This is a genomic window from Pseudomonas sp. TH21, from assembly GCF_016651025.1.
Taxonomy (GTDB): Bacteria; Pseudomonadota; Gammaproteobacteria; order Pseudomonadales; family Pseudomonadaceae; genus Aquipseudomonas; species Aquipseudomonas aylmerensis.
This window is the reverse complement of record NZ_JAEKEQ010000001.1, coordinates 2,054,816-2,067,983: the sequence shown is the minus strand read 5'-3', so window position 1 is coordinate 2,067,983 and position 13,168 is coordinate 2,054,816. Positions and strand designations below refer to the sequence as shown.

Here is a 13,168-nt window from a genome sequence, read left to right as displayed (position 1 = left end):
CAGGCATGGAAAACACCTGGCTGGCCCAAGCCAAACGCCTGCAGGCGCTGGCCTCCACGGGCCTGCATTTTTGCACCGATGATTTCGAACGCGAGCGCCTGGAGGAAATCGCCGAGATTGCCCACAGCATGTTGGCGCAACTCGGTAACGTGCCGCTGGAGCGCATCACCGGCTTGGTCTCGGATTTTGCCCAGCGCTATTCCACGCCAATGATCGACGTGCGCGGCGCGGTCATCGAGGGCGACCGGATTCTGCTGGTGCGCGAACTGACCGATGGCTGCTGGGCGCTGCCGGGCGGTTATGCCGATATCGGCTTGTCGGCAGCGGAAAACATCATCAAGGAAATCCGCGAGGAAGCCGGCTTGAGCGTTACCGCGCGGGCACTGTACAGCGTCACCCACAAGGCCAAGGGTTTGTATCGGCCGGATGTGCGCGACTTCTACAAGCTGTATTTCCTGTGTGAACGGGTGGACCAAGCGGCGCCAATGGCCGGGTTCGAGACCACCGACGTGGGCTTTTTCTCCCTGGATGATCTGCCGCCGCTGTCCCGGGGGCGCACCATCGAGAGTGATCTGGCGGCGGCATTTGCCTTTCATCGCGGCGAAACCACCCACACGCTGTTCGACTGATCCAATTTGTATCACGGCTGCACCGCTTTCGTGCCTGACTGGGCACAGCGAACACCCTCACTCGCGTTTCCTGCCTGTTTGGCTATAAATACTGTGCATGCTGCACAGTGCAGACCGTGCGCCTGTCACTGGGAGTGATTTGGCACGCGCGGTGCAATACGCCTGCGTCACTCATTCAGGGAGTACCGACATGACGCAGCAAGAACCGGGCAACGACTACCCCTTAAGCGAAGTCCCCATGCATGCGCGCAAAGGCCTGGCGTCTACCGCCATGGTGCTGCTGGGCTTCACCTTTTTTACCGCGACCATGTTCGCCGGCGGCAAGCTGGGGGTCGCGTTCAGCTTCACCGATATGCTCGGCGTGGTGGCGCTGGGTAACCTGCTGCTGGGTATTTACGCCGCAGGCCTGGGTTACATCGCGTTCAAAAGCGGGTTGAACTCCGTGTTGATGGGGCGCTTCTGCTTTGGCGAAGTGGGCAGCAAACTCAGCGACTTGATCCTCGGTTTCACTCAGATTGGCTGGTATGCCTGGGGCACCGCCACCGCCGCCGTGGTGCTTGGCAAGTATTTCGAACTGAGCCAGGGCAGTGTGCTGGCATTGATGGTGCTGTTCGGCCTGGTGTTTTGTGCCACCGCCTACGTGGGTTATCGCGGGTTGGAGATTCTTTCCTACATCGCGGTACCGGCCATGGGCATCCTGCTGTTTCTGTCGATGTGGGTGGCCACGGTAAAAGTCGGCGGGTTGGACGGACTGCTGGCGGTGGTACCGACAGCTGAGCTGGACCTGTCCACCGCGATCACGCTGGTATTCGGCACTTTTGTCAGCGGCGCGACGCAGGCGACCAATTGGACGCGGTTCTCGCGCTCGGCCCGGGTCGCGGTGCTGGCCAGCCTGATCGGCTTCTTCGTCGGCAATGGCTTGATGGTGCTGATCGGCGCCTATGGCGCGATCGTCTACCAACAGCCCGACGTGGTGGAAGTGTTGCTGCTGCAAGGCTTCGCCATGGCAGCAATGGCCATGCTGTTGCTGAATATCTGGAGCACCCAGGACAACACCATCTACAACTTCGCCGTGGCCGGCTGCAATCTGTTGCGCACCAAACGCCGCAAGACCGTGACCCTGGCGGGAGCAGTGATCGGCACCCTGCTGGCGCTGCTGGGCATGTACGACATGCTGGTGCCCTACCTGATTCTGCTGGGCACCGTGATTCCACCGATCGGCGGGGTCATCATGGCGGACTTCTTCTACCGCTGGCGCGGCCACTACCCGCGCCTGGCGGATGCACGCCTGCCGGCTTTCAATTGGCCGGGGCTGGCCGCGTATGCGGTGGGCACCGTGCTGGCGTTCAATTCGCCGTGGGTCGCGCCGTTGGTGGGCATCGTGGCCGCATCGCTGACTTACATGCTGCTGACCTCCGTGCTGCGCGCTCGCGCACCGCTGGCTGATGCCCCGGCATGAGCCTGACGATTGCCGATGTACTGGCCTTGCCGGGTCTTGCGTCCATGCGTCTGCGCGCCGCAGAGGCAGGCCTGGACAACGTCGTACGCTGGCCGTATGTGGCGGAAAACAGCGGGATCGCCGAGTGGGTGCTGGGCGGTGAGCTGGTGTTCGTCACCGGTATCAATCACCCTCGGGATGAAGCCAACCTGCTGCAACTGCTGGATGAAGCCTGTCAGCGCCAGGTGGCCGGCTTGGTGATCCTGACGGGGCCGGCGTATATCCAGGCGATACCCCAGCGCTTACTCGACGCCGCCGAGGCCGCCGGTATGCCGCTGATCGAGCAGCCCTACTCGCTGAAGATGGTGCTGGTCACCCAGGCGATCGGTTCGGCGTTGATTCAATCCGAACAATTGGGCCGCTCGCGCCACGATGTACTCGAGCGTTTGCTGACCGGCGATTACCAATCCCTGGATCTATTGCTGCACCGCGCCGTGCAATTGGGCATGTCGCTGGCCGGCCACTGGCAGGTGGCCCAACTGCAGCTCGAAGGCAGCGAGTTGCTGTTTGCCCAGGACGACGCGGCGCAGGTGGAGGCCCAGTTGGCTCGGCAGCACGACGCTATCAGTCGACGCTTGCGCCAGCTGTCGCCGGTGTTACCGGTACTCGGCCGCGCCGGACAATGGACGCTGCTGCTGCCGGCCGCGGATGCCGTCGCCGCCTTGGCCAATCGCCAGCAACTGGTCAATTGGCTGAACCCGCTGAACCTGCGCCTGGCGCCGCTGAAAGTGTTTATCGGCCTGAGCGCTGCCGCGCACCCACCTGCTCGCCTGGCCCAGGCTCACGATGAGGCGCGCCAGGCGTTGACGGCGGCACGCCGGTTCAGCGAACGCGCCGGGCTCTGCGTGTATGACGAACTGGGGGTGCTCAAGCTGCTCAGCGGTGTGCGTGATCGCGCGCTGCTCGACCAGTTCCTGAATGAACGCCTGGGCCCGCTGCTGCGCCACGACCTGCACCATGGCCCCAGCCTGATGCCGACCCTGGAGGCCTGGTTTCATGAGAATGGTAACCTTGTGGCCGCGGCCCAGCGCCTGGCCGTACACCGCAATACCCTGACACACCGCGTCCAGCGAATCGAAGCCCTGTGTGGCCTGACGCTGGAGAATGCCTACGACCGCCTGGACATCGGTATTGCCCTGATGATCTGGCGGCTGTCTGCCTGATTGTTGTTATCCAAGAGGAACTTGCCCATGCACATCATCAACGCCCGCCTGCGCAACCGTGAAGGCCTGCATGATCTGCACCTGGAACACGGCCGGATCGCCAGTATCACCGCACAAACCAGCGTGCCCGCAGTGGGCGTCGACGACCTCGACGCCGGCGGCAACCTGGTGATCCCGCCCTTTGTCGAACCGCACATTCACCTCGATGCCACCCTGACCGCTGGCGAGCCGCGCTGGAACATGAGCGGCACCCTGTTCGAGGGCATCGAATGCTGGGGTGAGCGCAAAGCCACCATCACCCAGGAAGACACCAAGACTCGCGCCAAAAAGACCATTCAGGCCCTGGCCGCCCACGGTATCCAGCACGTGCGCACGCACGTCGACGTCACCGACCCGGATCTCACCGCGCTCAAGGCCATGCTCGAAGTGCGCGAAGAAAGCACGCACCTGATCGACCTGCAGATCGTCGCCTTTCCCCAGGAAGGCATCGAGTCGTATCGCAATGGCCGCGAGCTGATGGAAGAAGCCATTCGTCTCGGCGCCGACGTGATCGGCGGCATCCCGCACTTTGAATACACCCGCGACCAGGGTGTGAGCTCGGTGAAGTTCCTGATGGACCTGGCCGAACGCACGGGTTGCCTGGTGGATGTGCACTGCGACGAAACCGACGACCCGCACTCGCGCTTTCTCGAGGTGCTGGCCGAAGAAGCCCGCAGCCGCGACATGGGCACCCGCGTCACCGCCAGTCATACCACGGCCATGGGCTCCTACGACAACGCCTACTGCGCCAAACTTTTTCGCCTGCTGGGGCACTCGGGCATCAGCTTCGTCTCCTGCCCCACCGAGAGCATCCATCTGCAAGGCCGCTTCGACACCTTCCCGAAACGTCGTGGCGTGACCCGGGTCAACGAGCTGCTGGAAGCTGGCATGAACGTGTGTTTCGGCCAGGACTCCATCGTCGATCCGTGGTACCCGCTGGGCAACGGCAATATCCTGCGCGTGCTGGAAGCCGGGCTGCATATCTGCCATATGCTCGGCTACCGCAACCTGCAGAGCGCACTCGACCTGGTGACCGACAACAGCGCCAAGGCCATGGCCCTAGGTGACCGTTACGGCCTTGAAGCGGGGCGCCCGGCCAACCTGTTGATCCTCTCGGCCAACAGCGACTACGAAGTCATTCGCAGCCAGGGCCTGCCGCTGTACTCGATTCGCAATGGCCAAGTGTTGATGAAACGTCAGCCGGCCCAGGTGGAGTTTATGTAAAGGCCCGGCTCAAACGATGGCGTCGATATCCAGCGGCTGCGCCCTGCCCCACTCAGTTTGCGTGGGAGCAGGGATGCTCGCGACTTGCGGCAGCGCGTGGTTTTCACGGTGGCTGAACCAACGCTTGAGGCTGGGTTGCAAGTGGGCGGCCTGGGCCTGACTGCCGTAGACATCGCGCGCTTCCAGGCGTCGCCAGCGCAGGGTTTCGAGGCGCTCGCGGCTGGTGTGCAAACGGTCGATCTCGGCGTTCAACGGCTCGTGGTGCTCATAGGCACGGGCGTTGATCGGCTGGCGACGGGCGAGCTCGCGGCGTTTATCGCGCAGTTGCTGACGCATGGTCTCCAGCGCATGGTCGAGCCATTCGAACTCCCGCGCGGTCAGCAGCGGGCTATTGCTGTCGACGGCTTGTTGCCAGCGGCGCAACGTCGCCCAAGCGGCAGGAATGTAGCTTGCGGTCATGAAGTGCTGACTGGCCTGGAACAGCTGTTTTAACAGGTTGTCACGATCAGGCATGTCGCCATGAAGCTGCAGCGCACGATTGCAGCCGGCTTCCTGGATCGACTCGCAACCCGGCTTCCACAACACGGAAGAGTGCGTGCCATCCGGCAGCACGATCGGCATGAAGTGTTGCTGCTCACCATGGTGCTGGTAGGGGTTACCGCCAAAACGCACCAGGCCAGCCGCGAACAGCAGCCCGCCTGGTGTGGGCAGGCTGAATAGCGTGATGGCACCGGGAACCCAGAGTTTTGCGGTGGTGTTCATCCACGGTGCCGGGACGCTGGGCACCGGGTCGTTGTGGTTGACGATACGGTGGTGGACGAGGGTCGAAGCGCCGTGGGTGAACTCGGCATCCGCGGCACGGGGGGCGCCGTAGGTGTAGAGAAGGATGTTGTAGGTACGATCGGGAGTACGGCGCAGCCCTTCTGCCAGCAGCAGCGCTATTGCCCCTCCAAGGCTATGGCCGCAAATGATCACGCGTTGCCCGATGTGAAATTGGCCGAGGTAATGCAGCACGAAATCACGCATGGCCCGATAAGCCTGATAAAAACCTTCATGGGCCTTGCCGACACCATCGGCGAACGCCACCTGATGGGCGTTCGCATCCCGCAGCACGTCTGCATTGCTGACGGTGCCTCGCACGGAAATCAGGATCACCTCCTCGTGGTGAGTGATGAAGGCCTGGGTGTCAGTGCCGAATTTTTCATCGTCGAAAAAGTGTAAGCGCGCGGGGTGCTCCTGCTCGTCCCCAAGCGCTGGACGATTTTGTGGGTACAACTCAGGATCAAAAGGCAGGATCTCGAATCGCCGGGAATAAGGTACGTCCTCATAGAGCGGATAAAAGCGCTGCGGGTGGTCCGGGTCGATCCGCCAGGCTTCCTGGTAGCCCGCCAACTGCTCGGCGAATAGATTTCCGACACTGGGATCGAGTGGAAAATGGACTTCATCAACGGGATGATTCGGCGGCGCCTGACCGAAATCGCAGTAACTCAACGCCGCGAACAAGGCCAATTGATACAGGTTCAAGGCACAGAATTCATCTTGCGTGGACAGGATCGGGCGCAGGGCTCGCAACGGGCGCACTTCGAGGACAGTGTGCCTGTCGGGGAACAGCACGACTCCCGCGAAGCTCGGCTGGGGTGGGCCGAAACCCAGGTCGGCCATCATTTTCAGTGCGTGACGCTTGGGGCGGTGGGGCGTGGGTGTCACCGGGGGAAGATGCGCGATATGCCGAACCAGATCGCTGACTTCTACCTGATAAAACTGGTCTGCTTTTTCCCCGGCAGGGTGACGCTCGGTTGGGCAGCCATTCGTGTTTGAGAAGCGTGTTTGTTCAGCGCGGATCTGCAAGTCAGTGATGGGTAATGGGTAGGTTTTACGCTGCTGCAATGTCGAATAATAGCCAACTCGCGTTTCGGATGAAGCATCAAAAACCAACACGACGGGACCTTTACAAAGCCCCTCTAACTTAGCAAAACCCCGTTCGGTCAAACGCCCTTTGTAACATCCCCCGGCACTGTCAAAAACCTCATACCTGAGTCCTCCGTAGGGTTTTCCATCCCCTGACTCATCCACCAGACAGAAGCTCAGCCAGGCGCCACTCAGTGCGCAAACGGGCATTTTTTCATTGAAAAAAGAGTGCTTCGATCGTTCTATCACCATGACTGGATATCCTTATTCAGTACAAGTTGGATATAGCTCGCAAATTCGCCCATCGGGCATTTTTATGGGTTTGAAGTCGACGGTATTGCCGTTGCAGAAAGCGTACAGGTCCTCAAAATTGTCTCCCAGGCAGCGTTTCCATCCATTAGGAAAGCGAACCCAATTGTCGCCCATGTAAGGCAGTTCCTCGGCGGCCAGGCTTATCTTTACCCGTACCTTTTTCCCTGCCAGCTCACCTCGTACCAAACCACCGCCCGTGCGGGACTTATCCGGTGGATCGACTGCACTCAAAGGGTCGCATTTAAGAACCTTGATAATCGCGTGCTGTGGCCCTGCCGTTCGAAACAACCATTGGCATTGCCCGGACAGCTCCTGGACGCCCGATTCCGGCATCCCCGGCCTATCCCTCTCCGAGAGATCGCGGATGGAAATTCCGCCAAAAGCCCCGCCGACATCCGTACTGCGCTTCCCCCACTTCGCATTGAAATCAAACGCCACATTGCGCAATACCAGTGGGCAACCGTCGACCGTTTCAGTAAGGGGAAGCTGGTAGCTCACACGACTGGCCACGGGCGTGAACTCGGTAAAGAACACCTTTCGCTCCGGCCTCTTGCCTCGACGCCGTGGCAAGGTGCAGAGCTCTCCGGTGGCAGGCCTATAGTTGGCGGCCGTTTTAAGTTCAAATTCCGCCGGCAAGTCCACCTCCAGCGTGAAACTGTCCACCGGCCTCGCCGTACACCCCCAAAGCCCCATCACACAGAGCGCCAGCCCTGCCCTGCAGATTTGCCTAAACATCCTGCTGCTCCATCAAACGCCACTGATTCACCATGCGGTCAAAGTGCTCGACGGGCGTTTCACCCACCCTTGGCGACCATTGGAAGACGCTGCTACGAATGGTTTCTGCCAAGCGCCTCACGACGAGAAATTCCAGCTGTTGCGGCCTGTCCCACTGCCATGCGCGTGCTTGCTCAAGCACTTGGCTCAACCAGTCTTTCGGGTCGTGGAATTCCACCAATGCCGCCAGGTCTTCACTGTGTTCAGCCAACAGGTAGCGCAGGATATTGGCGTGGAGGATGGCCCTGATGTTTGGATTTGGCGTGTTCAGCCAAGGGGCTGGATCGGGTACCGGGTAGTCACCGGGGGCTGGATTGTCGCGGCAGCGCCAGCCGCCTTCGTGCCAGTAGCACAGGCTGACCAGTGGCCCGAGGAATGCCGGCCAGTCCTCCGCCGGCAAATGATCCAATGCGCGTGCCAGCGTGCGGTTGTCGTGAAAGCGATACAACGCCTGGGCGCCCTTCGGTCCGATCAACAGGCGCTCGCGCCAATGGGCTGTCACGCACACCAAGTCCTCGTCCGGCAAGCTGCCCAGCCAGCCCCAGTTCGTTTCAGGCGTTTGTAGAAGGTTGAGTAAGGCGGGCTCGTCCATGTGCTCCAGCAGCATGATCACCGGACCTGTCTGCGCCAATTGCGCCACGGTGGTCTCGGCGTAGACGCGGCGATACTGCAACAGGCTGCGCACTGACAGCAGGGGTTGATGCGTCGTGTGGTCGCCCTCGAGAATCAGGCACAGCCGGCGTCCGGCCTGCTGCTGTTCGGCGATCCATTGGCCTGGCATGCTCGACATCAAGCGGCCCTCCCCGGAACATCACCCAGGCTTTCACGGCAACATTCGCAGACGGGGCAGAAATCGGCCCCCAACTGGCGCGCCAAGGCCATGATCACGCCCTGCTCCGCACTGGCTTTCGGCGCGTCCACGTGCTCTCCAGAAGCCGCCAACTGAATCGCGGACGGCGAGCCGCCAAGGGTGATCGGACGACTGCTGAAAATGCCGCCCGCCTGAATCACCAGGTGTTCCCCACCTGCCTGGAAGCTCAGCTGAGCGCCTGCTTGGATAACCAGACTTGCCCCCGCCTTCAGCTGCAGTTGTTGCCCAGCTTCGATCACCACGGTCCGGCCAATGTGAGTGCGGCTATCGCCCTGCACCTCCAGGTGATCGCTCGCCTTGAGGACAACCTTGCGATCACCGGTAACGTGACGATGCTCCTCGTTTTCCAAGTGAGTGGTGCTTAAGCCCCGGATGATTTCATGTCGCTCCCCCACCACCTCCAGACGGCTGTCATGGCCAACCTGCTGCTCCAGGTCGCGCTGGGCCCGCAGGTAGATAAGTTCTTCGCCACGCCGGTCTTCGAGGTACAGCTCGTTGGAGCCTGAATCGCCGACGACGCTGCGGCTGCGCAGCACACTGCGGGTCTTGTGCTGCGGCAATGGATAGGCCGGCCTGTTCGCCGCATTCGGCAGGCAACCGCTGATCAAGGGCTGGTCCGGGTCACCTTCAAGAAACGTCACCAGCACTTCCATGCCGACTCGCGGGATCATCATGGCGCCAAATCCGTCACCGGCCCAACTGGACGCTACCCGGACCCAGCAACTGCTCTTGTCATCGTCCTTGTCCAGCCGGTCCCAATGAAAGCGTACTTTCACCCGGCCATACATGTCGCAATGGACCTCTTCACCGGCAGGCCCGGTGACAGTTGCCGTCTGGCTGCCGTTAAGGAGCGGTTTGGAATGGTTGAGGGGCGGCCGGTGCAACGCTCGCCAAGGTGTCGCGGTGAAGCGATTGCGGTAGCCCGTAAATTGCTCAGCCTCTGAGGTCGCCTCCTCCAGAACCTGCGGTTGACGCCCCTCGTGGCGTACCGACGTGATCAGCCACAGATCATTGCACGCGGGGTCGGGATGATCGCGCAGCTCGAGGAAATGCCCACTGCGCAACGCCGGTTGATCACTCTTGCCGAGCACCCGATGGCGGTCGCGTTGATGACGCTCCAACGCCCGACGCGCCAATCGTCGGCCGTGGGCATACCCGGTAAACCCCGCCGGGTAGCGATAGTCCTCGAGGGGATGCGCCGAGGCTGGTCCCGCGTACTCCTGCAGGCGCAGTGCAGGGTGTTCGAAGTCGCGATCGCGGCGCACGGTTTTCTGGCTGCGTGTGGCCAGGCGCCTATCGAAACGCTGGATAACCTGCGCCTCGGCCTGTGGCCCGCCGGCCGCGCTGTAGCGCTGCGCGGGCAAGCGGCGAAATACCGTCTGGTCATCGCCGAATACCAGGAGGTGAGCGTCGGCGCTGTGGCGAAAATGATAGTGAATGCCCTCCTCCTCACACAGTCGCTGGATGAAGTGCAGGTCGCTTTCCGCGTATTGCACACAGAACGTGCGTGGCGGATACACCACGGGGCCCAGCTCGAACACGTAGGCGTCCGCCAGGATGCCGTGGTGTTCGAGAACGGCTGCAATGATCTGCGGCACGCTGCGGTGCTGGAAAATTCGCTGGTCGAACCGATGGGCGAGATTGGCCAGGCGCGGTGCGAGGGTCAGGTGATAGCGGGTGAGCCGTCGACCCGGATCATCCCGGCCAATGGCATAGACCTGCCCGTGCAAGCCTGCGCTCTCCTGTGCGAAATCCAGATAGGCAGGCTGCTGAAGCAGCCCCTCCAGGTCGACCGAAGGATTTTCACTGATCAACTCCACATGGATGAAAAACGGCTGATCCAGGACTTCAGTGCCTTTAAACGCCAGCACCTGGAAGTCGGTATTCATACCTGAAAGAATCAATTTGAAACGTGATTCGACAAACGCCTCGACCATCCGCTGTTACCCGCCATCCACTCATGCGCTGAAAGACTTTCTCTCTTCAAAAGGCCGAATGATCGCCGAGAAAAAGTACCTGAACGCCTTGAAGCTTAGCGATTTCGGGGGAAAGACAGACCATGCGAAAACAAAAAAGAAGTTTCGCACAATGAATCTGGAAGTATCTTTTACAAGATAAAAACATGAGCCAAATAGCCACTTCTTAATATCAAGAAATGCCCTACAACAACTTAGCCCGCATAACTAAGCAATAGAGAAACGCCCGACACCTTCTGCATATGTCGGGCGTTTGAAAAACTTACGTCTGCACGCGGGCCGTCCCGAAGAGGCTGACGCTCAGCAACGTTTCAGCCTGAGCCTGCAAACGCACTGGCGCGGTGCCACCCGGCATCACCACCGTGACATCACCACTCCCGATCCACCCCGCACGCCACGCCGCACATGCGACCGCGCTCGCGCTGGTCCCGGAGGACGCGGTAGGCCCTTCGCCCCGCTCGAATACCCGTGCGACAAGCCGATTGGCGGATTCGCGTACAACCCATTGCAAGTTGACCCCGGCCGCACACGGCTGCCCGCCTCCCGCAGGGGGCGCGAAGGCAATCGCCTTCAGCGCCTGGAACAACCCTGGCTGTTGCATCTGCAGATTGTCCGGCAAGCCCGACACCTGCTCGACCAGGGTCACACAATGGGGATTGCCCACCCGCACAAACTGACTGCGTGCCCACTGCGCATTGAGTGCCGACAACTCGCTCACGTGGCTCATTTCAGCGTCATTTAAAAAGGTCGATTCAACCCCCTGCGCGCCCACGGCCGATGGCCCGAACTCGGGCTGCCCCAACGCCAGCCAGAACCCGGCCTTCTGCTCATGGACTGCAGGTTCGATCCGGGTCGCGGTGGGCGTCGGCACATCCGATTTATCGTGATGCACGCGCAACTCACAGGCTTGCGTCATCAAGCCCTGATCCGTGAGCGCCTGGGCAAAGATCGTCAAGCCGTTGCCACTGCGCTCGGCCAGCGAGCCATCGGTGTTGACGATCAACAGATCAAATGGCGGGTCAGCCTGAAACGGCCCGACCAGCAGCCCATCGCAACGGTGGGCCTTGGCGTGCGCAGGTTTGGGACTCGCCCCCCAGCCACACTCGGATGCGATAGCGGCCGCCGTCCAACCCTTGCGCGCAGCCGCTGCCTGGGCCGCACTGTCGGGTACATCCACGCCTCGAGTGCGCAAAAACGCCGGGCTGACGACTGCATAAATGTTGCCGCGTGCGTCGTAGAACAGCGTCATAGCGCTGCGTGCCTGAGAATGTTCATCGGTTTATCCGTCTGGTTGCCTGCTTACACACTCGGCAGCGTATTACAGAACCTGACGTTTGTGGGAGACGGCCTGGAAGGTGGTAATCCACCGCAAGAGGCCCGGGGTTCACCAGTTCCCGCAGGGATTACACACCTTCAAGACCGTCTCCTACGCACTCGATAATCCCTGTGTGGTCGCCCACCTTGATTGCGTTCCGCGACTGTAAAAATAAAATTCACAACCGCCCATCCCAAGGGAACCCGGCTCGCTCCTCAAGGCCTGATGTGCAACGATGTCACGCCGGACATCGTTCGTTGAACGCAAAACCAAGGATTTTTCATGACTGCCATCCCCACCTCAGCGCCCGTGGTTCCCGGGCGACTGGAGCAAATGTCGACCCGTATCGCCTTCTTCATCGCCGGTTTCGGTATCGCCGCCTGGGCCCCCCTGGTGCCGTATGCCAAGGCGCGCGCGCAACTGAGCGAAGGCACGCTGGGGCTGTTGCTGTTGTGCCTGGGGGTGGGCTCGATCATCGCCATGCCGGCAGCGGGCGCATTGGCGTCGCGCTTTGGCTGTCGGCGGGTGCTGACGGCCGGCACGATCATGATCTGCCTGGCCTTGCCGATGCTGGCCACGGTCACTTCGATTCCGTTGCTGATGGCTGGCTTGTTCCTGTTCGGTGCCGGCCTGGGCACGGTAGATTCCACGGTCAACCTGCAGGCGGTGATTGTCGAGCGAGCCAGCGGAAAAACCATGATGTCGGGGTTTCACGGGTTGTTCAGCCTGGGAGGGATCGTCGGTGCGGCCGGTGTCGCCGGGTTGCTCGGGCTCGGCCTGTCACCCTTGCAGGCGACCTGGGTGGTGATCGCGGTGATGGTGGTGGCCCTGCTCAAGGCCGGCCCACACCTGTTGCCCTATGGCAGTGAAAGCTCAGGGCCGGCCTTTGCGGTTCCCCATGGCGTGGTGCTGTTTATCGGCTGCCTGTGTTTTATCGTGTTTCTGGCCGAGGGCGCGGTGCTCGACTGGAGCGCGGTGTTCCTCAGCGCCGAGCGCGACCTGGATGAAGCCTACGCCGGCCTGGGCTACGCGGCTTTCGCCTTGACGATGACGGCCGGGCGCTTGACCGGTGACGCCATCGTGCGGCGCCTGGGCGCGACCTGGGTGATCGTCGCCGGTGGCGCGCTGGCGGCGGCCGGTATCTTTATCGCCACGCTGTCCCCCGCCTGGGAAATGGCGTTGCTGGGCTACGCCCTTGTCGGCGCCGGGTGTTCAAATATCGTTCCGGTGCTCTACACCGCCGTCGGCAAGCAGAACGTCATGCCAGAGCACATTGCCGTACCGGCCATTACCACCCTGGGGTATGCCGGTATTCTGACCGGGCCTGCCGTGATCGGGTTCATTGCGCATGGCAGCAGCCTGGCAACGGCGTTCCTGTTGATCGGAGGATTGCTGGTTGTGGTGGCGGTCAGCGGCAAAATACTGCGGGTATGAAGGAAGAAAACATGAGCTTCCCGGG

10 protein-coding genes are annotated in these 13,168 nt (G+C 61.4%); 5 read left to right on the top strand and 5 right to left on the bottom strand.

What is annotated here, in order from left to right; translation table 11 throughout:
* Window positions 1-5 precede the first annotated feature (5 nt).
* From JFU04_RS09325 to codA, 4 genes are all read left to right on the top strand, one after another.
* The gene (locus JFU04_RS09325; protein ID WP_201143909.1) at window positions 6-629 is read left to right on the top strand and encodes an NUDIX hydrolase; all 624 of its coding nucleotides are present in this window, start codon (window positions 6-8) and stop codon (window positions 627-629) included.
* Between the two features lie 190 nt (window positions 630-819).
* Window positions 820-2,088 carry a cytosine permease gene (codB, locus tag JFU04_RS09320; protein ID WP_120448070.1) on the top strand — a complete coding sequence of 423 codons (1,269 nt, stop codon included), beginning with the start codon at window positions 820-822 and terminating at the stop codon, window positions 2,086-2,088.
* Window positions 2,085-3,290, top strand: a complete 1,206-nt coding sequence (locus JFU04_RS09315) for a PucR family transcriptional regulator (protein WP_065907163.1) — start codon at window positions 2,085-2,087, stop codon at window positions 3,288-3,290. The genes codB and JFU04_RS09315 overlap by 4 nt, the downstream gene beginning before the upstream one ends.
* Window positions 3,291-3,317: 27 nt before the next feature.
* On the top strand, window positions 3,318-4,553 hold the full coding sequence (gene codA / locus JFU04_RS09310) for a cytosine deaminase (protein WP_201143908.1): 1,236 nt from the start codon (window positions 3,318-3,320) through the stop codon (window positions 4,551-4,553).
* 9 nt (window positions 4,554-4,562) lie between these two features.
* On the opposite strand, the gene JFU04_RS09305 is transcribed toward codA, so the two are convergent.
* From JFU04_RS09305 to JFU04_RS09285, 5 genes are all read right to left on the bottom strand, one after another.
* Window positions 4,563-6,713, bottom strand: a complete 2,151-nt coding sequence (locus JFU04_RS09305) for a lipase family protein (RefSeq protein ID WP_201143907.1) — start codon at window positions 6,711-6,713, stop codon at window positions 4,563-4,565.
* Between the two features lie 12 nt (window positions 6,714-6,725).
* Window positions 6,726-7,508 carry a hypothetical protein gene (locus JFU04_RS09300; protein WP_201143906.1) on the bottom strand — a complete coding sequence of 261 codons (783 nt, stop codon included), beginning with the start codon at window positions 7,506-7,508 and terminating at the stop codon, window positions 6,726-6,728.
* The gene (locus JFU04_RS09295) at window positions 7,501-8,337 is read right to left on the bottom strand and encodes a DUF4123 domain-containing protein (protein ID WP_201143905.1); all 837 of its coding nucleotides are present in this window, start codon (window positions 8,335-8,337) and stop codon (window positions 7,501-7,503) included. Before JFU04_RS09295 ends, JFU04_RS09300 begins: the two co-directional genes overlap by 8 nt.
* Window positions 8,337-10,355, bottom strand: a complete 2,019-nt coding sequence (gene tssI, locus JFU04_RS09290) for a type VI secretion system tip protein TssI/VgrG (RefSeq protein ID WP_201143904.1) — start codon at window positions 10,353-10,355, stop codon at window positions 8,337-8,339. Before tssI ends, JFU04_RS09295 begins: the two co-directional genes overlap by 1 nt.
* A gap of 301 nt (window positions 10,356-10,656) precedes the next feature.
* Window positions 10,657-11,643, bottom strand: a complete 987-nt coding sequence (locus tag JFU04_RS09285; protein WP_201143903.1) for a diaminopimelate epimerase — start codon at window positions 11,641-11,643, stop codon at window positions 10,657-10,659.
* A 348-nt stretch (window positions 11,644-11,991) separates the two neighbouring features.
* Between JFU04_RS09285 and JFU04_RS09280 the strand changes: the two genes are divergently transcribed.
* The gene (locus JFU04_RS09280) at window positions 11,992-13,143 is read left to right on the top strand and encodes an MFS transporter (RefSeq protein WP_065907177.1); all 1,152 of its coding nucleotides are present in this window, start codon (window positions 11,992-11,994) and stop codon (window positions 13,141-13,143) included.
* Window positions 13,144-13,168: the final 25 nt, after the last annotated feature.

Coding starts and splice junctions, on each gene's coding strand:
- codB (WP_120448070.1), top strand. CDS start 820: ATGACGCAGCAAGAACCGGGCAACGACTACCCCTTAAGCGAAGTCCCC.
- JFU04_RS09300 (WP_201143906.1), bottom strand. CDS start 7,508: ATGTTTAGGCAAATCTGCAGGGCAGGGCTGGCGCTCTGTGTGATGGGG.
- tssI (WP_201143904.1), bottom strand. CDS start 10,355: ATGGTCGAGGCGTTTGTCGAATCACGTTTCAAATTGATTCTTTCAGGT.
- codA (WP_201143908.1), top strand. CDS start 3,318: ATGCACATCATCAACGCCCGCCTGCGCAACCGTGAAGGCCTGCATGAT.
- JFU04_RS09295 (WP_201143905.1), bottom strand. CDS start 8,337: ATGTCGAGCATGCCAGGCCAATGGATCGCCGAACAGCAGCAGGCCGGA.
- JFU04_RS09315 (WP_065907163.1), top strand. CDS start 2,085: ATGAGCCTGACGATTGCCGATGTACTGGCCTTGCCGGGTCTTGCGTCC.
- JFU04_RS09325 (WP_201143909.1), top strand. CDS start 6: ATGGAAAACACCTGGCTGGCCCAAGCCAAACGCCTGCAGGCGCTGGCC.
- JFU04_RS09285 (WP_201143903.1), bottom strand. CDS start 11,643: ATGACGCTGTTCTACGACGCACGCGGCAACATTTATGCAGTCGTCAGC.
- JFU04_RS09280 (WP_065907177.1), top strand. CDS start 11,992: ATGACTGCCATCCCCACCTCAGCGCCCGTGGTTCCCGGGCGACTGGAG.
- JFU04_RS09305 (WP_201143907.1), bottom strand. CDS start 6,713: ATGGTGATAGAACGATCGAAGCACTCTTTTTTCAATGAAAAAATGCCC.